General features: G+C 46.5%; 15 protein-coding genes. 2 read left to right on the top strand and 13 right to left on the bottom strand.

Annotation, left to right across the window (positions count from 1 at the left end):
• Positions 1 to 53: 53 nt before the first annotated feature.
• The 6 genes from M2444_RS02940 to M2444_RS02915 all read right to left on the bottom strand — a co-directional run bounded on the left by M2444_RS02940 (position 54) and on the right by M2444_RS02915 (position 12928).
• Positions 54 to 2165, bottom strand: a complete 2112-nt coding sequence (locus M2444_RS02940; RefSeq protein ID WP_280786218.1) for a dienelactone hydrolase family protein — start codon at positions 2163 to 2165, stop codon at positions 54 to 56.
• Positions 2158 to 4800: a glycoside hydrolase family 2 protein gene (locus M2444_RS02935; RefSeq protein ID WP_280786217.1), complete on the bottom strand. Its 2643-nt coding sequence runs from the start codon at positions 4798 to 4800 to the stop codon at positions 2158 to 2160. Before M2444_RS02935 ends, M2444_RS02940 begins: the two co-directional genes overlap by 8 nt.
• Positions 4801 to 5267: 467 nt before the next feature.
• The gene (locus tag M2444_RS02930) at positions 5268 to 8072 is read right to left on the bottom strand and encodes a glycoside hydrolase family 2 TIM barrel-domain containing protein (RefSeq protein WP_280786216.1); all 2805 of its coding nucleotides are present in this window, start codon (positions 8070 to 8072) and stop codon (positions 5268 to 5270) included.
• A gap of 371 nt (positions 8073 to 8443) precedes the next feature.
• On the bottom strand, positions 8444 to 10903 hold the full coding sequence (locus tag M2444_RS02925; RefSeq protein WP_280786215.1) for a GH39 family glycosyl hydrolase: 2460 nt from the start codon (positions 10901 to 10903) through the stop codon (positions 8444 to 8446).
• 237 nt (positions 10904 to 11140) lie between these two features.
• Positions 11141 to 12244, bottom strand: a complete 1104-nt coding sequence (locus M2444_RS02920; RefSeq protein ID WP_280786214.1) for a Gfo/Idh/MocA family protein — start codon at positions 12242 to 12244, stop codon at positions 11141 to 11143.
• A 24-nt stretch (positions 12245 to 12268) separates the two neighbouring features.
• Complete coding sequence (locus tag M2444_RS02915) at positions 12269 to 12928, bottom strand: ThuA domain-containing protein (RefSeq protein WP_094874992.1); 660 nt, start codon at positions 12926 to 12928, stop codon at positions 12269 to 12271.
• 167 nt (positions 12929 to 13095) lie between these two features.
• Between M2444_RS02915 and M2444_RS02910 the strand changes: the two genes are divergently transcribed.
• On the top strand, positions 13096 to 13932 hold the full coding sequence (locus tag M2444_RS02910; RefSeq protein ID WP_280786213.1) for an AraC family transcriptional regulator: 837 nt from the start codon (positions 13096 to 13098) through the stop codon (positions 13930 to 13932).
• 85 nt (positions 13933 to 14017) lie between these two features.
• Here the strand turns inward: M2444_RS02910 and M2444_RS02905 are convergent, their stop codons facing one another.
• Both M2444_RS02905 and M2444_RS02900 read right to left on the bottom strand, forming a co-directional pair.
• Complete coding sequence (locus tag M2444_RS02905) at positions 14018 to 14584, bottom strand: NADPH-dependent FMN reductase (RefSeq protein ID WP_094874990.1); 567 nt, start codon at positions 14582 to 14584, stop codon at positions 14018 to 14020.
• 19 nt (positions 14585 to 14603) lie between these two features.
• Entirely contained in the window at positions 14604 to 15659 is a 1056-nt protein-coding gene (locus M2444_RS02900; protein WP_094874989.1) for an LLM class flavin-dependent oxidoreductase, read from the bottom strand.
• Positions 15660 to 15906: 247 nt separating this feature from the next.
• Between M2444_RS02900 and M2444_RS02895 the strand changes: the two genes are divergently transcribed.
• Complete coding sequence (locus M2444_RS02895) at positions 15907 to 16953, top strand: stalk domain-containing protein (protein ID WP_280786212.1); 1047 nt, start codon at positions 15907 to 15909, stop codon at positions 16951 to 16953.
• A gap of 47 nt (positions 16954 to 17000) precedes the next feature.
• On the opposite strand, the gene M2444_RS02890 is transcribed toward M2444_RS02895, so the two are convergent.
• The 5 genes from M2444_RS02890 to M2444_RS02870 form a co-directional block, all read right to left on the bottom strand.
• Positions 17001 to 18086 (bottom strand): M20 metallopeptidase family protein, encoded by a 1086-nt coding sequence (locus tag M2444_RS02890; protein WP_280786337.1) that lies wholly within the window; start codon positions 18084 to 18086, stop codon positions 17001 to 17003.
• Between the two features lie 2 nt (positions 18087 to 18088).
• Positions 18089 to 19426, bottom strand: a complete 1338-nt coding sequence (locus M2444_RS02885; protein ID WP_280786211.1) for an LLM class flavin-dependent oxidoreductase — start codon at positions 19424 to 19426, stop codon at positions 18089 to 18091.
• 75 nt (positions 19427 to 19501) lie between these two features.
• Complete coding sequence (locus M2444_RS02880) at positions 19502 to 19981, bottom strand: DinB family protein (protein WP_094869024.1); 480 nt, start codon at positions 19979 to 19981, stop codon at positions 19502 to 19504.
• Positions 19981 to 21156, bottom strand: coding sequence for an N-methyl-L-tryptophan oxidase (solA, locus tag M2444_RS02875; RefSeq protein WP_094869025.1), 1176 nt, complete (start codon positions 21154 to 21156; stop codon positions 19981 to 19983). Before solA ends, M2444_RS02880 begins: the two co-directional genes overlap by 1 nt.
• A complete protein-coding gene (locus M2444_RS02870; RefSeq protein ID WP_280786210.1) occupies positions 21153 to 22334 on the bottom strand; it encodes an amidohydrolase in 1182 nt (393 codons plus the stop codon). Before M2444_RS02870 ends, solA begins: the two co-directional genes overlap by 4 nt.
• Positions 22335 to 22369 lie beyond the last annotated feature (35 nt).

Raw genomic sequence — 22369 nt, 5'->3', positions numbered from 1 at the left:
TGTACGCACCAAAATGGCCGTACACCGCTTATGTTCATGTTATGACGTTTAGGTTAGGCCTCACTTAGCCCTGAGCTAATACATAGGACGGCTGCTTCCGCCCGGAACGCTTCGCTCGCCGGATTGGGCTGCTCCTCCAATATGCGGAGTATCGCCTGCGGCTCCACGCCGGGCTGTGGCACACGGGATGGAGATACTACGTTCCAGTCCTGTTCACCCTTGAGCCTATAAGACAACTCATAGAGATAATAACCCTCATGCTGCCCGTCAGCGAGTTGGCTTGCCCCCTCCTGCCACGAGCAGAGCTCAAGAGGATGCTGTTTATCTGGCAATTCACCGGACGCGAGTGTAATGCGCTCATTCCGGACTATTTGCTTCTTCTGTTCCCAAGCCTGCTGATCTAGGATTCCCAGCTCTAGGCGGTATTCCATTCCCGGCTCTCCATAAAGAGTCCAAGCCACTGGACTACCCACCGCAACGAACTTCGGTGCCTCCAGAAAAACTGGCTGATGAACCGGAACAAAACGTTCCGTCTGCTCCCACTCGCCCGCAGCTGGACTGCGTCTGCGATAATGCACCGTCCCCGTGAATTCAAGCTCCTGTTCCTGTAGTATAGCTTTTAGACACAGAGCAGCCTGCTCGTAAAGGTCCGTGCAGTTGTTATGCCCGAAGCGGTAGCCGATCTCATGGCGAAGTGGAATGCCACGACTCCGGACTAAGGCCGCGAAGGCAAAGCTGAATCGGCTGAGGGTAAAGGCATCATGCGTGCCGTGGTTTATCAGTAGCTTAGTGCCGCTCGCTTTAAGGCCGTCTAGGAAGAAATCGGATTCTAGTCCGGTTGTTTCTTGTAGCCTTGCGGAGTCAGTAGCTCCCGTCAGCGTCTGTAGCAGCGTCTCGATTCCCGTACTTCCGGTCTGTGGATGCCTCCAATCCTTCTTCCAGATCTCCCGATAACCGGTGTCCACCTCTGCCACATGCCAAATCAACGGACAGGCCCCTTCCGCAAACTCACGGGTAAGCCCGTTCAGAATTAGCGGAGGTGCATAACACAATGTATACCGTACCCGGTACTTCAGTCTCAGAGGATTGCCTCCCGCCAGCAACGCAGTCAGCCCACCGCGTGAGCCACCCACGGCCACAACCTGCTCCGCATCACCGCCATAGCTATCTTGGCCTCTGGCAATTGCAGCTGCGATGCCGGCGTAAATGGAGCCTTGCAGGGAGCGGCTGCCGATGTCCCCCCCGCCGTTCCAGAGAACACCAACAACACCTTTGCCTGTGCTGGCCAGAGTCTTGCCGATGATTTCCAGAAATGAGGGACCTACAGTGCTGAAAGTATTTTCATTGGCATCATAATAACCGTTGAATAACAGCGGATAGCCCTTAACACTTTTCCCACTCCAATTGGGCGGCAAAATATAGGACGCAAGGCTATGCTTACCGTTCTCCGTAACTAACAGACTGCCGCTGATGAGCTGAAACACAGGCACATTGTTTAAAAGAGCCCCATCGTCAGTCGATTCATTACGGAAGACCACCGGATACCCAAAGGTCTTCAGGATACGGTCGCTCAAGGAGATGGCAACTAAATCATCTACTGCATAGAGACTGTAGCGGTCACCAATATAGTGTTCAAATTGCGGGGTTTTAAGTACTTTATCCCCTTCGTTACTGCCGAACAGCTGATAATCTTCGGTATTGTACACATAAGGGCTATCTGAATCGTTATTATAGAGCCGTACATGCTCAGCTACAACCTTCTCTCCAGCTTCGTCCATCCGCAGGGTTCCGATGCCGTCGGTTCCACCATAACGGAAGCCGCCTTTTCCCTCAGCAGCACTGTTATCCCAGTGTGATACTACTGGAAGCGTATTAATCAGCAACGGGCTGACCAATACGAATACTCCTTCTTCTAAATTCTGGCTTCCTTCCGTTTTTACTATCTCCGCCTCAACTGTATCCTCCTGCAGGGTTGACCAAGCTGCATTTTGGTAAGTCACTTCACCGCTGCGTAAGCATGCCAGCCGCAGTTCTGCGTTGTGCAATTTTAAATAATCAGCCACAGCCCTGGTAACTGGTACAGCAATGGGCGCAGTTCCACCATTCAGAATAAACCGACTTAGTGGAACGTATTTTCCCGGTACAAAACACAATGATTTACGCATGTTTTCCCTCTCCTCCATCTGGTAACGTATCGCCCAGTGCTGTCAGAAACGAGCAAAATTTAATTTCTGGTAAGCCGTCGGTACTATTGTAATTCTCCCCAGCCAGAAATCCTCCCGACAGTTTCGGTGTGCAAGTAACCGTTACCGTCCTGTTTTCTCCCGGAAAAAGGGTGAGGAACTGTTCTTCTGCTTCCATCCAGTAGCGGTTCCCCTTCTCCTCAGCATGTACATGAAGCAGTACTTCACTACCAGTATTATGGAGGGTGAAGTGGGCTTGGTGACTTAACTCTCCTACACCAGTGGGTAGCCATAAGCTTTCCTGCCGCACGTGAAGGTTTCCACCTGTAAGCTCAAGTGCTGGGGCATAAAGATGTTTTTTGGCTGTGGAGAAGACATATAAATTTTGCTGCAGATCTTCTTCAACATTCCGGAATGACAATCTAACAAAATATAATTGATCCTCATCCTCAGACACGCTGAAATTAAGCTCGCCAGCACAGACAGCACGCTCTTTGTCTCCTTCTGCTTCAAAGAATTGCCGATGTAGGACCCGGCCCGCTGCATCGAGTACTTCCGCTTCTACATTAATCCTACCTCCATCCCCACCATGAACAAATACATTTCCCTGAAATCCGGTGCCAGGTATTAGCAGTAGACTGCGATAATCTAGCGATGCATGCAGCGGACGGAAGGCCTGTTTCACCCAATGGTAGGCCATCTTCGTTTCCACATAATAATCGACAAGATTGGTGCAAGACACATTCGGCCAAGGCTCGTTGAACTGCCACACAATGCTCCCGCTGTTTCTGAATTTTCGGCGACGGTTGGCCTCCAACACGAAGCGGATACCTTCTGCTTGCATCCATTGGCTGCAAATGGAGAACTGCTTCAAATTGCTCATGCTACCAAACATTTCTTCTTCACGGCTAAGCGTATCCCACCACTCCCCGTGATGTCTCCATACCGCATTGTTCTCCATCGAGACAGGCTGTTGGTTGGTTGCCTTCAGAAATTTCTCTAGGCTTTTAAGAGAACTAAGTCCATCCACTCCGAATTCGCTATGCAGCAGATTATCGTTACTGCCATATAATTCGTAGTGATAGGGGTTGCCCATATACTTCCAGTAGCCATGAACATCATGACCCTGTCCCCTAGCTTCCGTAATATATTCCACCGGACCAGATGCCGAGGTAGGCAGAAAGAGCCGCTGCGGATCATACTGCTCTACCAGCCCCTTTAGCATCGCCAGATTGGAATCGCTGAGGTCTGAAGGCTTGTTCGGTTCACTCATTAATTCATTTCCACCGCTCCATACCGTCAGCGATACATGATTGCGTTTGTCGCAGAGTGTGGTGCAAGCCGTCTTGCGCAGCAGTTCCAGGAACTCAGGCAGCTTGGATGGAATATTATCAATGCCTGAACTCGATTGGATGAACTCCTGCCAGACCATAATGCCGTTTACATCACATAAGTCGTAGAAGGCTTTCTTCTCAATGATTCCGCCGCCCCATACCCGAACGAGATTGATATGTGCCGCTTTCATCAGATGGATCATCTGCTGATACTGTTCGACCGTCACATTTCCGTAGAGATGATCCAAGGGTGTGATATTAACCCCTTTTATATAAATCTTGCACCCGTTGATCACAACCGTATAAGGTAGCGCGTTGTCGGGGCTTCCTTCATTAAGGAGATAATTAAGTTTGCGGATGCCTGTCTGAAACCTTCGTGTATCGAGCTCCATATCGTATTCGTCCATTAGCTTCAACTCAAGGCTGTAGAGCGGTTGCTCTCCGTAACCGTTCGGATACCATAGCTGAGGTTCAGGTATCTCTAACTCTGCGTTCAGAACTTCTCCCGCGAGAACTGAGTACGACTGAACCAGTAGTGGATTCCCCTTCGGATCAGAACAAGTGATGCTCGCTGTCACCCTCCCTGCATGTTCAGGATCAGCCATCTGTTTGATGCTTGCCTGAATAGAAATTCGACCAGACACCTGCCCGCCATTCTCACCAAGCTCCGCATCTGTAGTGATCGACACGTCTTGCCAAGAACAATCCCGGTGAACCCTCAGTACTACATCATCCCAGATTCCGACGTTGACTAACCTGGTGGAGAAATCCCATTTATAATTAAAACGGCTCTTCTGCGTGAAGGTGGCCGAGGTTTTGCCGATTTGCCCCATTTCATCCGGGGCTTGCTTCAGGAGCACTGAGATTTCCAGACTCTCCCGCTCCGAGAGTAGATCTGTAATATCAAATACAGCCTGCTCGAACATTCCCTTATGCTCACCCAACAGGAAATTGTCGGCGTAAACAGCTGCTTCATAGTCTAGACCTTGAAAGACAAGCTCAACTCGCGTTGACTCTAGCTCTGGAGGTTTTAAGGTCGTGCGGTAAACCCACCAACGGTTCTCCACCCATTCACAGCTTAAACTGTTCAACTCTTCATAAGGATTGGTAATCCAGGCCTGTCTGTATAGATCATAATGAACTCCACCCGGCACGGTGGCTGACATCCAGTCTGTAACTCCCATCAATTCCTGCCCCAGCTCCATGCTGGTGCCCTTTAACGGCACCCAAGGCCAGTACCCTTTGACTTCCCAATTTAGATCGTTCAATAAAATTTGTTTCATGTCTTCTCCCGTTCCCCCAAATCCTGCATAATTTGGCGCTGTTCATGATTAAGAACGGCTCTGGCGCCATCGGTTAATGCGCTTACAATTCTATTCATCCAGCTTCATTATCAATGATAGCATCGGGTTATCATTTTCGAAGGCCCCTAACCCTGTGAAATCGTTTGTTAATCTGCTCAGTTGCAGATAAGTACCAACAACCATTCTAGATAAAAGCTATTTGTAGAACGCGAAAAAGGCTGAATTTTGGTAATTAGCGTCTTCTGGGTCCGAAACTCTCCAAATCTTAGAAGATGATTATACTGTGAAGCTGAAGTCTACCCCTTATCTAGCAAAAAGAGCAGCGATTCTCTTGTTACATAGAGAATCGCTGCTCTGCTGTTAAACAGCCCATCTTACTTACAGAAGCATAGTCCTTCTGTTATGTTCGCCCATGTGAAATACAATGAGGAGCCCTTAGCAATCCCCTACTTGATCAACTCAAGAAGCTCATTCACAGTTGCTTTGTATTGTGGTTTGAACGCTGCGGATTTGATGTAACCCGCAAGACTTGATAAGAACTGTCTTCCTTCAGGCGAATCGCTTACCTTGTCTGCATCTAAAGCGCACACTAGTAAGTTGCCTCCTCCTACGCTGCATTCCACGAGGAAACTAAGCTTATGATTTCTTTCAAAATTGTCGATGGTCTGCACCACGGGATTCCAACTGCGATCAGCTTCATCCATGATAAAGGATTTTGAGTGCTGAACGATATTCCACCATGGATATGTTGAATACTCCTCGCTAGGGAACTCGTGGAATACAGGATGGCTGTTATCAATTAAGAGCCCCATGGTACCCACAGGAACTGGCCGGTTCATGCTCTCTGAGATAGAGCGGAACATTGGGTAACACCAGAAATCTGTGCAGTAATAACCCTCGACAGCTTTTTGGAGAGTTTCCGGTTTCGGCATCAGCAGCACGCTCTCACCTTGCTCCAGCAGTGCAAGCGCATCACTAGACAGCTTGTCGAATACATGGATGCCTTCCAGCATATTGCCGCTCTTTTCTGGGTAGATCCATAGCTCATAGCTCTTACGAATATCTGTCCCCTGTATCGAGAGAGACAATACGATTGTACTCATCCGGTCAACTACAGGCAGCGTTATCTCCAAATCACAGATATCGATGTAATTCGTTCCTGCAGGAACGTTCACCTCGGTTGTCCCTTCTGCCAAAATACCGTTATCCACAGTCAGTTCCCAACGTAATTCAAGTGTATCTGGCAAACCGCTGCGGAAGCAGCTTAGCTCTATATGAGCATCGAACGGTTCACCGGAGACATAGTTATACTTAGGAAATCTCGCCAGCAGAACGGCATCATTACAGAAGGTCCGCCATTCCTCAGGGCTAATCATTCCTTTGGAATCCATAAAGGCGTCGAGGACACCTACTAATGCTGTTCCCTGACCGCTGAAATCCTGGAGATCTAGGAGCTGGAAGCCGGCAAGCCGCCGGGAGCGGAATGCCGCCTCGAGTTCCTCTTTGTAACAAGCTACGGCCAGCTGCCCTGAGCATTCGAAGTATTTAGCGGCTAAATGACCCAGTCCCTTACTTTCTAAGCGTTCACGGAAAATTTTGAAATTCTCGGCCTTGAGTGGTCCATTATATTTTTCGATCTCTTCAAAATTTGGATAGGTTGCGTATTGTCCAATCTCATGCGAGACAACAGGAATGTGCGGTATCCATTCTCCGGAAGCCTCATCTGCCTTCACGGTCTTGGCTTCGGTACCATACTGAATCTGGATCTCACCGCCAGCTGTATCTTCCATCTTCTCTCCATTCAAGAGATCCAAGGGTACAATTTGATCATCATAATCCTTCATTGTACTCGGCAACGCAGTCTGTACATGTCCTAGTGGTGCATCACACATTGCATAAGAACCTCTGAAGAGTCGTTCTCTGGAGAAGCGCACACCGCTGAAGAAATCGTCATGTTCCAGAATTTCCGGTACCCATTGGTGGTTATTGGAGCCCTGTGTATAGAGAATCCGATTATCGAACGCTTTATATGCCTTCAGGAAAGAATCAATTTTAGCTTTACTGCCCCATAGCTCATTACCAAGGGACATCATCACAAAGGAAGGATGGTTGCCGAAAGCCTGGAGAATGGCATAACCCTCGTTGATCAGATAATCCTGTTCGGCCTGATTATGGCCCTCATCCGTTTCTTCCGTGATTGTACCCCAGAATGGAAGTTCTGGTTGCATATAGATCCCAAGCATATCTGCAGCGGTAAATGCAGCCTCCGGTGGACAGCAGGTGTGGAAGCGATAATGATTGATACCGTAGGACTTGGAAATGCCAAGGATTCTTACCCATTCCTCGACATCAGTAGGGGCATAACCGGTGAGCGGGAAGATCAGGCCGTCATGTTTGCCGCGGAGAAAGGTTTTCTCTCCGTTGATTGTAAACTTGTCGCCCTCCGCTCGGAATTCCTTCAAACCAAAGCTGAGCTCCTGTTGGTCAGTGATATGTCCATCCCTGTCTTTCAAAACAAGGGTTATATTATAAAGATTGGGAGCGCCTTCACTCCAGAGCAACGCGTTTTGGCCTAGCACATAATCGACGGAAAAAAGCCCCGGTGAAACAGGAAACTCACGCTCGTCCACCGCGTGTGTCTCTTCACTATTGAAGCTTTGGGCAGACACCGCAAGCGTAGTTTCACTGTTGCTGTCCAAGGTTGCTGTAATACGAACCGTACGTGCAGCCAGATTCGACACCAGTCGGATATTAGTAAGCTGCGATTCCCCATAGAACTGAAGCTCCATACGACCGGTAATCCCATTCCAGTTGGTCTGGGTATCCTGTGAAGTCAAATGTCCGCCTTTGGTTGGGTAATCGGTATTGTCCACACGGACGGTGATTGTATGAATTCCAGCTTGTAGCTTCGGCAATTCATATATATGCGGGGTGTTCAGACTGTTACGGCTACCGATCTCCGTATTGTCGAGCCAAAGCGTCGTAAGTCTCGTCCGTTCCAAAAATAGATAGCAGGCCTTACCGGCCAGCTCATCCGGAATGAATACTTCTCTTGCGAACCAGACTTGCCCTTCAAACAGATATTCATCCGTTAGAGCGCTTACTAAAACTTCCTCGTTCTTTGGTCCTTTACGTGCGTATGACGTTGTTCCCGGCAGTGTGATAACATCTGTAAAAGGCAAGGTTAATCCCTGTTTAGTCTTGTCCAATTGCAACTTCCATTCGCCTTCAAGGTTGATCTTTGTCTGCAAAATATCACTCCTATTATGGTAATCACTGAACTGTAGCAGTATAATGCTCTACTATATAAAGATTAGCATATTAAACCAGATAATTCAGTAGAGGGGTTATTTACACATTCTCCAACACAAGCTTGCACATGTCCTCTACTACCTCGGAGGCTCCTGCTACGAAACCGCCTTCAACATCTTGTGCATTTGAGCTGCACTTTTTTTGGATATTTTTCACGCCAGGCTTATCGGTTTCAGAAATAGGTTTAATCAGGATATCCAGTCCTTCTTTTATCATTATTAGCGAAAGCGATTTCAAATCTGATATCGAGAGAAAAATTACAATACAAACAAGGACGACACTAATGTCATCCTTGTTATATTATTTTTATTTAACGAGTTAATCTAATCACCTGTACCTCGTGTGGTTGTACAACAGCATTTACCACAAAATTTGCTGTCACTTGCAGCGAACGCATTTGAAATAACGGCATGGACCGACCTTCAAGATAAGACCATTCTTCTGGACACATGTCCTTAGGTGCCCCCATATTCAACCATTCATCAAAGGCGCTTCCCCCAGCTGGACCTACCGAATACCTTCGCTCTGTATAAACACCCGACGTTAAGCCGTCTAGACGAATGTGATACTGACGGGTATTACGTATATTGAACACATTGTAACGTTCGGATTGAGTCAAGTGAGTAGTATGACGGTAGCGATATAGAGTATCATAATGACAATAATTATATAGAAATATCTGTATTTCACCTTTTGAGGAAGTTATAAAATACCCGTCACCTTCAGCTATCAGACCGCTTCCTGCATAACGTAACAATTGCAGTGCCCGATAACAGCTTTTGGGCAAACCTCCGCGAGTGAATAAACCAAACCCGCCATGAAAAAGATCCGACGAAGGAATAATCTCCTCCATATGGTCACTGAGCGACCAGTATCCCATAGCCTCAAAGTGGTCGTAATTCTCCAGGATATTTTTGAAAAGAAAAGCAGATTTATAGGAAGTATCATTACACAAATCACGCTGCCATATGTTATTACTCCACTCATCAAGAATCACGGGCAGACAAGCGAAACCACGTTGACGCAACAGTTTTTTGACCTTATGTAAGGAGTGTTTCAAAAACTGTTCATCACCACTTACCGCAAGTGGAAAAGCTTCATCCTCTGCCATGAGCTGAAGACCAGTATCTTCCTGACCCGGTAATATGCTGTGATAAGCACGTAGAGCCAGAGAGTCGGGCATACAATTCCCCTTACTGCAAGACACTAGAAATTCACTGATAAAATCAGTTGCATCAATATTGCTTCCTGGACCAACAATATGTAGTTGCGGATCGATTGCGCGGATGGCGAGGCTGGTTTCTCGGTAAAGCACCCAGTATTCTTCCATGGTAAACACACCATATCCAGAAAACTCTGGACTCACGAAGGGAGCAAGCCTCCATTCCCGCACGGACTCAATTCCATACCGATCAATGAAATGCCTAACAAGGGAAGTCACAAGGGCGAGCCATTCGTCTAGATGCTCAGGCATAGATAGGATACTTGGTCTCTTAAATGGAAACACGGCTTCCCTCGCTAATGCAGAGGGCATATAACTAAATTCCACATAAGGCAATAACTCCACTGAAAGCATGAAGTCCAGTACTTCATCTACATAAACAAAGTTATAATCTGCGCTACCAGACATTTTCCTGACAAACAGCATCATGTCATCGTCTAACAGACCTTTGCAACGCATATAGCGAAAGCCAATCTCATTTTGCAGCTTTCGTATTTGTGCCTGTACCGCGCCATTCAACAGATCCTTGGCGTATCCTGCATTAATCAACGTCCGCCAGTTATGACTCAGTGTCCGAATCTTACGGTTAGTGTCCACATGAAGATCATATCCCTCGTTGACCTGGGGTTGGACAATGGAGTGGTCGTTGTGATGCAAATGCTGCATTAGTGAAGTGAAATCAGTCGAAAATTCCGCTGAAATCATATCGTTATCCTTTGGATCTGTCGCATCATGTTCATTTACTATACGGTATTGCCCTGGTGTAACACCAAAGCGCCGTTTGAAGGCGTCGATCAAAGCGTTGGTACTTGGAAACCCAACTTCTGAGGCGATGTCCGTGATCGTTCTTTCACTAGGAAGAAGTGCCACCGCCTGACTCAATCTGACATTCGTAAGGTAGGCAGTAAAGGTAAGGCCAAGTTGTTTCTGAAATAAATGAGACAGGTAGGAGCTACTTAAATAGATAGTAGAAGCCAGACCACTCAGAGTGATATTTTCTCGATAATGCCGGTGGAGAAAGTCGGTTGCTTTGCGCAATCTTTCCTTACTTGAGGATTTGGCGGGATCCTTTTGCTTGCTCTGCTCAAGAAAAGTATGTACTAGACTGTTTAGCAATACACCTACACGACTACGCATTAGTATAGGTAAACGAGATTCGTTTTTGTAATAGGCCTGGAATACACTGGCGAACTCACTTCGGACTACATTAAAGCGATCTTGTTCGTCCTTAGAGTATAGAAAAGACTTACACTCTATAAATATACTTTCAATCTCAGGACAAAAAGCTGCCAAAAATGCGGGCGAGATAAACAGCGACAGCGCCTTGCCCGAACCTAGCATATTTAAAGCGTGCAGTTGGTAGCTATTCAACACAATAATGTCATCCTGCCGAACTTCATAGGTAAACTGATTGTCATCCAGCTGTAGGACCCCAGTTCCCTGCAATATATACATTACCTCAAGTTCTTGATGCCAGGAAGCGATAGCGTCTTCAGGGAGGTTAATTGAAAACCTAAAATCCGAGGCTATCAATGTATTTTCTTGCATACCTAACCTCCTATTCATAAATCTTAGTAGAGCCCTTCCCTCCTCCAAAATCCTATCATATAAACCCATGAAATCAAGTTAACTGTTAATAATGACTTTTTGCGTCAGTACTCGAACGTTGTATTGTTCCACCCGTTACTGATTACCAAAAAGGTAGAAGACTTATAGATCTGTCTTCTACCCTTTTTGAAAGCTGATTATCTGCAGCGTACACTTAGTATTTGCTCTGGGAATTTACTAATCTAAATACCCTTTGACTAAGCCCAGCGGCAATGGCTTGGGCTGCTCGCAGCTGGTTACCAGCTGAGCATATTGCTTAGAGTCAGAACTTGTATGGAATGCATGCATGATCTCAAGTACGTGATTCGCGAGTTCTCCGTTTGCACGAGGATTTTCCCCCGTGTCTATGCAGTGTGCCATATCTGCTACTCCTATGCCTCTACTATTATCTGTATAATTGTAGATAAGTGGGATCTCTTGGAATTCCGAGCTGTGTGCCGGGCGTAAAAGGATTGGCCCTCCAAAGTTGTTAGGGTCCGGTACGATCAAGGTTCCTTGCGATCCGTAGATTTCGATCCTCGGCAAAGTACTGTGCCAAACATCAAAGCTAGTAATCATGGTTGCCACAGCACCACTCTCAAACTGAATCGTTCCAGCAACATGTGTGGGCACCTCTACATCAATGACTTTGCCAAACTTTTTGTCGCTCGTGATCGTTCTATGAGCAAACGAGGTTTTAGTGATGCCGCAAACTGTTTTAGCTGGGCCTAGCAAAGATACTAACGCGGTTAGATAGTAGGGTCCCATGTCAAACATGGGTCCTCCACCGGATTTATAATAAAATTCCGGATCAGGATGCCAGCTTTCATGTCCGTGACAAAGCATAAAGGCAGTTGCTGCCACCGGCTCCCCGATATAACCATCCGCTATCAGCTTACTGCAGGTTTGCAGACCACCTCCAAGGAAAGTATCTGGTGCGCAGCCAAGGAACAGGTTCTTTTCCTTCGCCAGACGAACTAGCTCGGTACCATTTTCCAGGGAAAGGGATAAGGGCTTCTCCACATACACATGCTTGCCAGCTAGCAAGGCTTGCTTGCATACGTCAAAATGAAAATTAGGCGTTGTTAGATTAACGACGATTTCAATATCTTCCGAATTAAGTAATTGTTCTGTCGTCCATACATGTGGAACGCCATATTTCTCCGCCGCTTGCTCTGCACGACCTTTATCCAGGTCGGAACAAGCATAAACCTCAGTATTAAAGAAAGTCCCGTTCAAATTCTCAAAATAAATGCTGCTGATGTTGCCACAGCCGACTATACCTACCTTCACTTTGCGCAAGATCGTTCCCACCTTATCTCAGTTTTAGTTAGCCGCCCACAAAAAGCCTTTTCGCATCAGTTCCTTGGCTTCCGGAATATCGAAAACATCTGCATGATGTCCAAGTGAATTATAGAAAACCTTCCCTTTTCCCCATTTCTTCGTATATACAACGGGCATCGTGATGACACCATTTGCTGAATGTTCGCCCTCAGTCATTACGAAGGTAGTCGTTGCCAAGACATCCACTGCAGGATCTACATGTAAATAATATTGTTCCGATTTTACCTTGAAGTCTTGGATGCCCTCCACAATGGGACTGGAGCCAGAATGTACGATATTAACTTCGTACTCTACCCCGTCGTTAAATGGATGTGCTACCCATTGTGACCCGGTCAAAAATTGCCACTCTGTATTGTTACGGAAAGAGTCGCACATTCCTCCATGACAACCGGCAATTCCTACTCCAGAAGCTACTGCCTTCAGAACCGAGGATACCTGATCATTACTGATTTCTCCCATGGTCCATACCGGTACAATAAGACTTAAATCCGCAAGCTTTTCTGCACTGTTGAAGCTCTCCAACGTGTCAGACACTTCAACTTCAAAGCCCTCAGCCTCTAGAATACCAGCAAAAATTGCAGCTACTTCATTTGGTTCATGCCCATCCCATCCACCTTTTACAATCAATGCTTTCTTCTTCATCCTGCAATCTCCTTTTCCTTTACATATGTAATCAACCTTTTGTCCATCTGATGAAATTGTAATCCAGATCAGAGAGGTATGCTCGCCATTTCACTTGTAGGAATGGTCATTTTTTGCTAAGTTTTACTGGTGAACCTAAAATTTAAACCGCATGAACAGGAGATCTCATGAAAGCCTTTCACGAAAATAGAACTTACCAGTCCACTTTCCCCTTCACTGTAATAATGTCTAATGATATTGATTTTCTAGCCCACTGGCATAACGATCTTGAGATAGTTTATGTATTTGAAGGTTCAATTCGGATGGGAATTAACTCCGAAACGAGGATCTTGAAAGCGGGAGATATGGCTATATGCAGCAGCGGAGACATCCACTACTATGACAGTAAAGACAGCAGCTCCAAGATAATGATGGTGATATTCAATCCTTCGTTAATCGGTTTTCCTGGAGGATGGCCTTTGAATGTGAGACTGACTTCACCATTTATAGAGAAAAAAATTGCTACACGAGAAGAAGAAGTGTGTATCAACAACCGTCTTTCTCTGATCCTGCAAGAACTTATGAATGAATATAATCAGAAGCTGGAGTATCATGAACAGGTAATCATTGGCCTTTTGCACGAATGGAGCGGACTCATTTTACGGCATGTTCCTTCGGATAAGATTAATCCACAGAAAGATAAAAGGCGCATCACTAACATGAAGATTATGCAAGGTGTTCTTGAATACCTCGACGTCAACTACATGCATCCCATCACACTTGCTGACGCTGCACGGCAAGCCAATATGAGCCTCTTTTATTTCTCCCGCTTCTTCAAGAATCTTTCCGGTATGAGCTATATTGCGTACCTTAGCAACATCCGAGTCAACCAGGCAGAACAGCTGCTGCTGACCACAGACAAAACCATTTTGGATATCGCGCTGGAATGCGGTTTCACTAATATCCGCACCTTTAACAGAGTATTTAAACAGATTAAACAACGGACTCCAAGTGAATTACGTTAAATGATACATCGTCCGTTATCTTATTTATGCAAACAAAAAACCGATGATCTTTTGGTTTAGATCATCGGCTTTATTTTAATCTTCCTTAGAAACCATATTTAGCTTCTTCAGCCTCTCGAATTTTGGCATAAGTCTCAGAGAGTACATAGGTATCTTCCACTAAGCGGTCTATACGGAATAGCACATCATCATTTACTATTTCTTTTCGATAAAAATCCTTCTCTTCTATAAATACATACGTTTGAACAATTTGCGCTTTCATATAGGCCAATATCGGTTTCAAATGCTGCTCAGCTACCAGATAGTGTCGTGCAGATCCTGCCGTGACGAGCATACTTACAACCTTGTGCTGAAATGCTTTTTCAGGCGCTAAATCGAATATATTCTTTAGTGTTGCTGGGATGGAGGCTTGAAATATAGGTGTTCCGATTACAATTACATCTGCATCCATGATCGTTTGAATGACGTACTTGGTATCCCCTTCGTATTCCAGATAATTGCGACCATCACTGAACTGAACATCATACTCCGCCAGATCTAGAAGTGTAACTTCTGCATCTTGGTATTTTTTATAGAACGAATTTACTGTGTAATTCATGGCGATTCTGGTTTTTGAGCCTATCTTTGACCCCGATAACGCTATGATTTTCATATTTCTGACCTCCTAGAGTTTATTTTTTTGCCGTATATTTTTTAATAGCCGGTAGAATCTCAGAACCAATTAAATCTATGTTTTTCATTAAACTTTCAAAAGGTACGCCACCAAAATCCATTTGTGCGATATATCGTTGATGGCCGAAGAGTTCATGTTGATATAGAATTTTTTCAATGATTTCCTGTGGGCTGCCAATATTCATAACATCGCGCGGATCGGCTCCTTGAGCAAAAGCCTGTTTAGGAAAACCACGTCCATTGGTTAATTTCATTCCTTCGTTTATATATGGATAATAGGCTCTTTGTGCCTTCTGTGTTGTTTCATCCGCGTAAAAGAATCCAGCAGTCGCTACAGGCAACTTCGACGGATCGAATCCGTTCTGGCTTGCAGCTTCACGATAAGCATCAATGGATCTTTTAAACAAGACTGCGGGACCCCCTAAATGGGCCAAAAACATTGGAACACCTGCAATGCCTGCTTTGATCGCACTTGCAGAAGTTCCCCCTACAGCTCTCCATATCGGTAAGTTTCCCTCAGGACGGGGGAGGATTCTTGCATTTTTGAGAGGGTTACGAAATTCTCCCTTCCAATTCATAACTTCGTTTTCATTTATCTTTAATAACAAGTCGAATTTTTCTTCAAATAATTCCTCATAATCATTAAGATCATAGCCCAATAGTTCATATAACCCCACTCTAGAGGCACGGCCAGCTATTATTTCAGCCCGACCATTTGAGATCAAATCAATTGTAGCGAAATCTTCGTACACTCTAACCGGGTCAGAGGTGCTTATAATCGTAGATGAGCTACCTATTTTCATTTTCTTAGTAGCCTGTGCAATAGCTGACAGCACAACGGTATGCGCCTGAGTAGCAAAATACTCTTGATGACTCTCTCCTACACTAAAAAAATCAATTCCTGCTTGCTCCGCTAATTGAGCCAAGTCAATAATTTCACGTATGCGTTGTTTGGCAGATATTCTGCTCCCAGTTTCAGGGTTCGCTAGATGATCACCTAATGTATAAAGTCCAAACTCTAAGCCGTTGTCTGCATTGATCCGATATTGTTCCATAATTATCCTCTTTTCTTTAAAAAGTTAGAATTCATTTATGATTTTCCCATTAAATATATTTAAGTTAGTCACTATAATAATTATAGTTAAGTGCTCTCATAATGTCAAACTAATGACCCTGTTAAGAAAAAAAACTACTCGAATCAAGCCTTTCTGCTAAGAATCCCTTATAATAATCTCCACATGGTATATTTAGGATATTGATTTGACTATTAAAGTGATAAACAAAAAAAGGAGACTTGTAGTCATGCACAGCCGCCGCTTCATGAACGTATTACTTATTCTTTTCTTATTGGCTTCCAATTCGACTCCGATCTTCGCATCGGCATCTGTTGTACCGAAGTTATCCGATGCTGTCCAACGATCTGCTATCCAACCCTCTGTCACAATTAATGGCATAAACTTTTTCTTTCAAGATGAGTTGCCTACGCTAAAAGAGGGAACAACGTTCGTTCCAACTCAACTTTTTGAGCATCCTGACATACAAGCCGATATTTCGAAGTTTATAGATAACCCTTATCCGCATGTTTTTATTTCTCATTTTAACGGAGCACTTTCTATTTATCCGGATAAAAGTGATTATATGTTTAGCGATTACAACGAAGATATAGAGGATTCTGACGTCTGGATCGATTGGAAGAGTCCTACACCTTATCTCTCCGGCAGTGATATTATGGTCCCATTGCGCGCCATTGCCGAACGAATCGGGATCTCCGTTGATTGGGATGTAGCAACTAGAACAGCGAACATTACCACGGATGATGACTTTCGTGCTGAACTCGAATCTCCTGAGGCGTGGCAAGATTGGCTAGGCATGAAACCTATAGAGATGGATGACCCCTCAGGAGAGGCAATAACAGAGCAGGAGTTAACTCAATTTGCTATTTTGAGCGGACTTCCAGTTCTGGACTCTCGGATTATTGATAAATATACGGCTGTACTCTTACATATCGAAGAGGAAGATGGCGTAGAATCGCTTACGTTGAAATACGTCGATCGTTTAAAAAACGGGAGTTTGGACTGGAGTATGGATTTAGGCATGGGGGATGATGGAGACGACGTCCAAGTGAAGCGGAGCGGACAGCTCGTTAGTGTCGGTATGTTCGATCAAGGTCTTAAGAAGCAATTCAGTCATTTCGAGGTAAGCTATAAAGTTCATGATAAGAGAGTAACTCACACCTATGATATCGCAGGGAAACAAGGCATGTTTTTTGATATTCCTGAGGAAGTGACAAGCGGAGAGATAACTTTCTTTGGGAAAAACGGTTACACATTCGAAACGTATTTCTGGTGAGCTGACAAGCTTAAGCAAAAGTAAAAGGTACCCAAATTGGGTACCTTTTACTTTTGCTTAACGCTGGACGAGCTATTATGCTGTATAGCGAGTCTAACCAGTATACTCGCACCAGGAACTAGCATCGCTTCATCGATATTAAACTGTGGCTGATGGATAGCATGGTAAATCCCCTTCTCCTTATTGCCGCAACCGATAAAGGCGAAGGCACCAGGGACTTTTTCAAGATACCAACCAAAATCCTCACCAGCCAGACTTGGCTGCTCCAGAAGTATTACCTGATCCTCTCCTAGAACTGCACGGGCTGCATGAAGCACCTGCTGCACCGCTTCCGCATTGTTCACTACTGCAATTCCTTCACGCAGCTCCAGCTTGTATTTCCCTCCGTAAGACTCAGCTATAGCTGAAGCATGGCGCTGTAAACCATTTGTAATTTCAGCTACCGTCGTCTTGGTAAATGCTCTGAACGTTCCTGTCAGTTCACTGTGTTCAGCGATCACATTAACAGCAGTACCAGCCTGCAACGTTCCGAAGGCCAACACCGCCGCCTCCTGCGGATCGATTCGATTAGCCATTAAACCGTTAATTTCTCCTATAAATTGTGCCGCCATCTGGATCGCATCTACAGCTCTGTGCGGAGCACTATGATGACCGGATGTCCCCTGAAATTCCACCTTAAAATGGCTGGACGCTGCCATGGCATCATGAGGGTGAATACCAAGTGTTCCGACTGGAAGCTCTGGCATGACAAGCAGCGCGTAGGCATAATCGACACCTTCCAGCACGTTATCCTCAATGAGATCGCGGCCGCCCGAGAGTAATCTTCCATCAAGCGGACTCTTGACCTTGCCTTCCTCAGCTGGTTGAAAGACGAAAATAATGGTGCCAATCAATCGTTCCCGGAAGGCTGCCAAGGTTCGGGCAGCCCCCAACAGCATAGCGGTATGGGCATCATGGCCACAGGCGTGCATGATGCCGTCATTGACTGACTTGTAAGGCAACTCATTGCACTCTTGTATCGGCAAGTCATGCAAATCACGACGGTATTCAATCATTTCATCCTGCAGCTGACCGGCGTAATGCATCATCTCCGTAATATTTAAGTTTTGGTGGATTACGAATAATGGATCCACCGTCAAATTTGCCCTGCTGGCTGAGAAGTTTTGGAATAGCGGTTCTCCGGCAACGGTATGCCGAGGTTTCCACGCAGCGTGCCACTTTCGTATTCAGTGCGGAACAAACCCCGCTCCTGCAGAATCGGCACTACCCGATCGATGAATTCCTCCAGTCCATTAGGGACGGCAGCCGCGATCATAAATCCATCTGCCCCACCACTCTCAAACCAAGTTTGAATCTGATCAGCTACTTGTTCCGGTGTTCCAATGAAGCTGCTGCGTGGAGTAGCTGATTGCAAGGCGACCTGCCGAAGTGTCAAGCCTCTCTCCTTCGCATCCTTTTTGATTTTATCCGTTCCGCTCTGAAAGCTATTGCGTCCGAGCTCGCCAAGCTCAGGAAAGGGCTCATCCAGCGGATATTGCGAGAAATCATGATGCTCGAAGAATCTGCCTAAGTAGTTCAGTGCATTCTCAATCGTTACAAGGCCAGCAATCTCCTGGTATTTGCGCTCTGCCTCCTCCGGTGTGTCACCGATGATTGGAGCGATTCCAGGGAAGATCAGCACCTCCTCCGGATTCCGGTCAAACGAAGCTACCCGTGTCTTAACATCGTTGTAGAATGCTTGGGCATCTTCTAGCGTTTCGTGTCCAGTGAAGATAGCATCTGCTTCCTTGGAGGCGTAATTCTTACCGACTTCCGAGGATCCTGCCTGAAATACGACTGGCTGCCCCTGTTTCGAACGAGCAATATTCAGCGGTCCCTTCACAGAGAAGAACTCTCCTTGATGGTCCAGGGTATGCATTTTTTGCGGATCAAAGAATACACCTGACTCCTTGTTGCGTACAAACGCATCATCCTCCCAAGAATCCCATAATCCGCGCGCCACCTGCAAATATTCGGTAGCAATGCGGTAGCGCTTGCCATGGTCAGGATGTTCTTTTTTGCTGTAATTTGACGCAGATCCTTCCAGAGGTGAAGTCACCACATTCCAGCCGGCCCGGCCGCCGCTGATTACATCCAGTGAGCCGAATTGACGCGCTACGGTAAATGGTTCACTGTACGAAGTAGACAGGGTACCAACTAAACCGATGTTAGTGCTGACGGCTGCGAGTGCGCTAAGAATGGTCAGCGGCTCAAACCGGTTAAGGAAATGAGGAATGGACTTTTCATTAATGTACAGACCGTCTGCGATGAAGATCAGATCCAACTTGCCTTCTTCTGCCTTCTGTACCCACTCTTTGTATAATTCAAAGTTTACACTGGCATCTGGTTTGGCATCTGGATGGCGCCACATCGACGTGCTGCCTCCTACCCCATGCAGCAGTGCACCCAGCTTCAGTTGTCTTGGTTTGGTCATGTTCATTCCTCCTAAAAGTTTTGTGAGCATACGCTTCTTAGATTTCAATTCATGAAAAACTGACTTCGGAAGCAATCATTGCACAAACGATGCATTAGCTGCGCCCTGTTTGATTCGTTCGATCTGGCCAAGATGTCTCTCCACATGTGCAGTGAAGCCGCGCACGATATCGGAAATTTTCACAGTCTCCCCCTTGAAATTAATTCCGCTTTTCTCCCAATCTTCTTCGCTAAGCCGTTCAAACAAAAGGCTGTTATAGTAAAGCAGGCTGCGGAACAGCTCCAAATTGTCGGAAGCATTGCCGCTGTTGGCGTACTGACCGCTGACCCAAGCATCCTGATTGAAGACCGGAAGCTGTGCAGTCGTAGCCGCTAAAATATCACGAATGCGGAACGAAACTACGATGCTGTGATCAGCCAGATGAGTCAATACCTCAGTCACACTCCAACTGGCGGGTTCTGCCTTCCATTTCAGCTGTTCCTCTGTTAACCCTGCGGTCGACTTTACCAATTGATGATACGTCTTTAGATAATCACTGATTTGAACTCTGCTCATTAAATCCCCTCCAATATAAGACTTGTTCGCGAATGATCCGGTGGTGCGAAACGAGATAACGAAAAAGGCAGGATGTTATGCGTTGTAGCTCCGCCGATCGCTAAGTCAGCCAGTATTTCACCCACAACACTAGAAAACTTAAAACCATGCCCCGAAAACCCTCCAGCTATCAGCACATTGGAATGAAGCGGATGGCAGTCTATAATGAAATCTTCATCAGGCGTATGCTCATATTTACATGCAGAACCTTTTAGCAATCGACCAGCTGCACCAGGCATGTAAGACTCCAGTACCTTGCGGAGGTCACCCTCATCGCTGGCTTCACTGCCGAACGGGGCAAGCGGTGAACCTGGCTTCCATTCCAGCCCTGTATCGTGGCGGCCTATCTTTAGCCCAGCTCCATCAATGCTGGGAAATCCGTAATAGCCACCCTCCTCTGCTCCTAACGTAAAGCCAGGGAAATTACCAGCAGTAAAAGCAGGGGAGCTCTCAAACCAGCCCACAACTTTGCGGATTGCTTTAATCGGCAAATGTACAAAAGGTGCAAATTTGCCAAACCAAGCTCCTGCACTAAGAATAGCTGCCGCTCCGTGATAATCGCCATTTGTCGTATGAACCGAAACGCTGCCTTCGCGAGCGGTGACATTCACTACTGGAGAGTTCGTCAACAGTTCCGCACCATGTCCAAGGGCAAGCTGACGGTAGGCGGAAATACAGCGTTCGCTGTACAAATACCCGGCATCTGGTTCATACATTGCCGCGAATGATTCCGGTATGTTCAGTGCCGGCCAGCGCCGCCGGATCTCTTCGGCATCCAAATGCTGTACGTGCACCTTCCGTTTCTTCGCTTCTTCGAGACGACCGTTGAAGGAATACACTGTGCTATCTACGAGATTCAACACGCCTGAGCGGACAAGCAGTTCTGTTCCGCTCAACTGTTCCGCTTCTTTCCATAGTGTATCTGCCCGCAAAGCTAAATCAATGTAGGCGGGATCACCACTGTAGGCATGCCGGATCAGCCGGGATTCCCCGTGATGGCTGCCCTGTGTATGTGGAGGATCGAAGGCATCAACTAGCAGCGTCTTCACTCCACGCCTCGCAAGATTGTAACCAGCACTCAGGCCCATCGAGCCTGCGCCTACGATAATTACATCGTAACTTTTATGTTCAGCTATAATTCTGCACCTCCACCGGAATTGTAGTACTCAAGGGAACGTACAGCTGCATCCGCAAGGAAATGTGCTGCCACAGGAAGTGCCTGTTCATCCAGATTGAAGGCTGGATGATGCCATTCTTGGCTTCCTTCAGTACCTATAAAGACGAACAATCCCGGTACAACGCGCTGATAGAAGGCAAAATCCTCTCCGGCCAATGAAAGCTCTGGTTTGACCGTCCGGTAGCCAAGAGCTTCAGCCGACTCTATTCCTAACGCTGCTAAGGCGGCGTCGTTGATAACCGGAGGCGGCCCTTCGATCCAGCGGACAGTGGCTTTTGCTCCAAGAGCAGTTGCCACACCAGTCGCCACTTCCCGAAAGCGGTCAAGTACTTTGCTGCGCACCGTTTCATCAAAGGTACGGATTGTACCCTCAAGCACGGCTTTTTCGGGGATGATATTCCATGAATTTCCGCTGTGAATCTGCGTCACACTGACCACCGCACTTTGTAGGGGACTGACATTACGACTTACAATGGATTGAAATGCGGTCACGATATGCGAAGCAGCTACAATCGGGTCTATCCCCGCTTCTGGAACGGCAGCATGAGAACTGCCACCCTGCACTTCAATCACAAACCCGTCAGCCGCTGCCATTAGAGGGCCCGCCGTAATACCGATCGTTCCGACTGGCAGTTCCGGTTTGTTATGTAGCCCGATTACTGCCCGGACTTCTTCTAGCGCCCCGCTAGCAATGAGCCGCTGTGCCCCTTGCGCCTTCTCTTCGGCCGGTTGAAACAACAGGCGTACCGTTCCTGGTAACTGATCCTCGCGATGCTTCAATTGATAGGCGGCACCGATCAAGGCAGCTGTATGAAAATCATGTCCGCAGGCATGCATTTTGCCGGGATACAACGAAGCATAAGCTGCTCCGGTTTCCTCCTGGATTGGCAAGGCATCGATATCTGCGCGCAGCGCGATGACCGGACCGGGCTGCTTGCCCCCAATTTCTGCGATCACTCCGGTAGACAGACCGTAATCTATGATCCTGACTCCTGTCCGCTCCAGCAGGGAAATAATATATTTTGTTGTCTCATATTCTTCGTTGGACAGTTCCGGGTGCCGGTGCAGATGACGGCGTATCACGATTAATTCTTCTCCAAGCGCTTCCGCACTCCACTCTTTAGCTTTACTAGTCATATACAGTCACCCTCCATTAAACGATTTCCTGTGTG

This window comes from Paenibacillus sp. PastF-3 (genome assembly GCF_029893135.1).
Classification (GTDB): Bacteria; Bacillota; Bacilli; order Paenibacillales; family Paenibacillaceae; genus Paenibacillus_AQ; species Paenibacillus_AQ nitricinens.
Note: the sequence above shows the minus strand (reverse complement) of the source record. Positions and strands in the feature narration are given on the sequence as shown.

Excerpts from the sequence above, each read along its gene's own strand:
- M2444_RS02940 (WP_280786218.1), bottom strand. The coding sequence starts at position 2,165 with ATGCGTAAATCATTGTGTTTTGTACCGGGAAAATACGTTCCACTAAGT.
- M2444_RS02935 (WP_280786217.1), bottom strand. The coding sequence starts at position 4,800 with ATGAAACAAATTTTATTGAACGATCTAAATTGGGAAGTCAAAGGGTAC.
- M2444_RS02925 (WP_280786215.1), bottom strand. The coding sequence starts at position 10,903 with ATGCAAGAAAATACATTGATAGCCTCGGATTTTAGGTTTTCAATTAAC.
- M2444_RS02915 (WP_094874992.1), bottom strand. The coding sequence starts at position 12,928 with ATGAAGAAGAAAGCATTGATTGTAAAAGGTGGATGGGATGGGCATGAA.
- M2444_RS02910 (WP_280786213.1), top strand. The coding sequence starts at position 13,096 with ATGAAAGCCTTTCACGAAAATAGAACTTACCAGTCCACTTTCCCCTTC.
- M2444_RS02905 (WP_094874990.1), bottom strand. The coding sequence starts at position 14,584 with ATGAAAATCATAGCGTTATCGGGGTCAAAGATAGGCTCAAAAACCAGA.
- M2444_RS02900 (WP_094874989.1), bottom strand. The coding sequence starts at position 15,659 with ATGGAACAATATCGGATCAATGCAGACAACGGCTTAGAGTTTGGACTT.
- M2444_RS02895 (WP_280786212.1), top strand. The coding sequence starts at position 15,907 with ATGCACAGCCGCCGCTTCATGAACGTATTACTTATTCTTTTCTTATTG.
- M2444_RS02885 (WP_280786211.1), bottom strand. The coding sequence starts at position 19,426 with ATGACCAAACCAAGACAACTGAAGCTGGGTGCACTGCTGCATGGGGTA.
- M2444_RS02880 (WP_094869024.1), bottom strand. The coding sequence starts at position 19,981 with ATGAGCAGAGTTCAAATCAGTGATTATCTAAAGACGTATCATCAATTG.
- M2444_RS02870 (WP_280786210.1), bottom strand. The coding sequence starts at position 22,334 with ATGACTAGTAAAGCTAAAGAGTGGAGTGCGGAAGCGCTTGGAGAAGAA.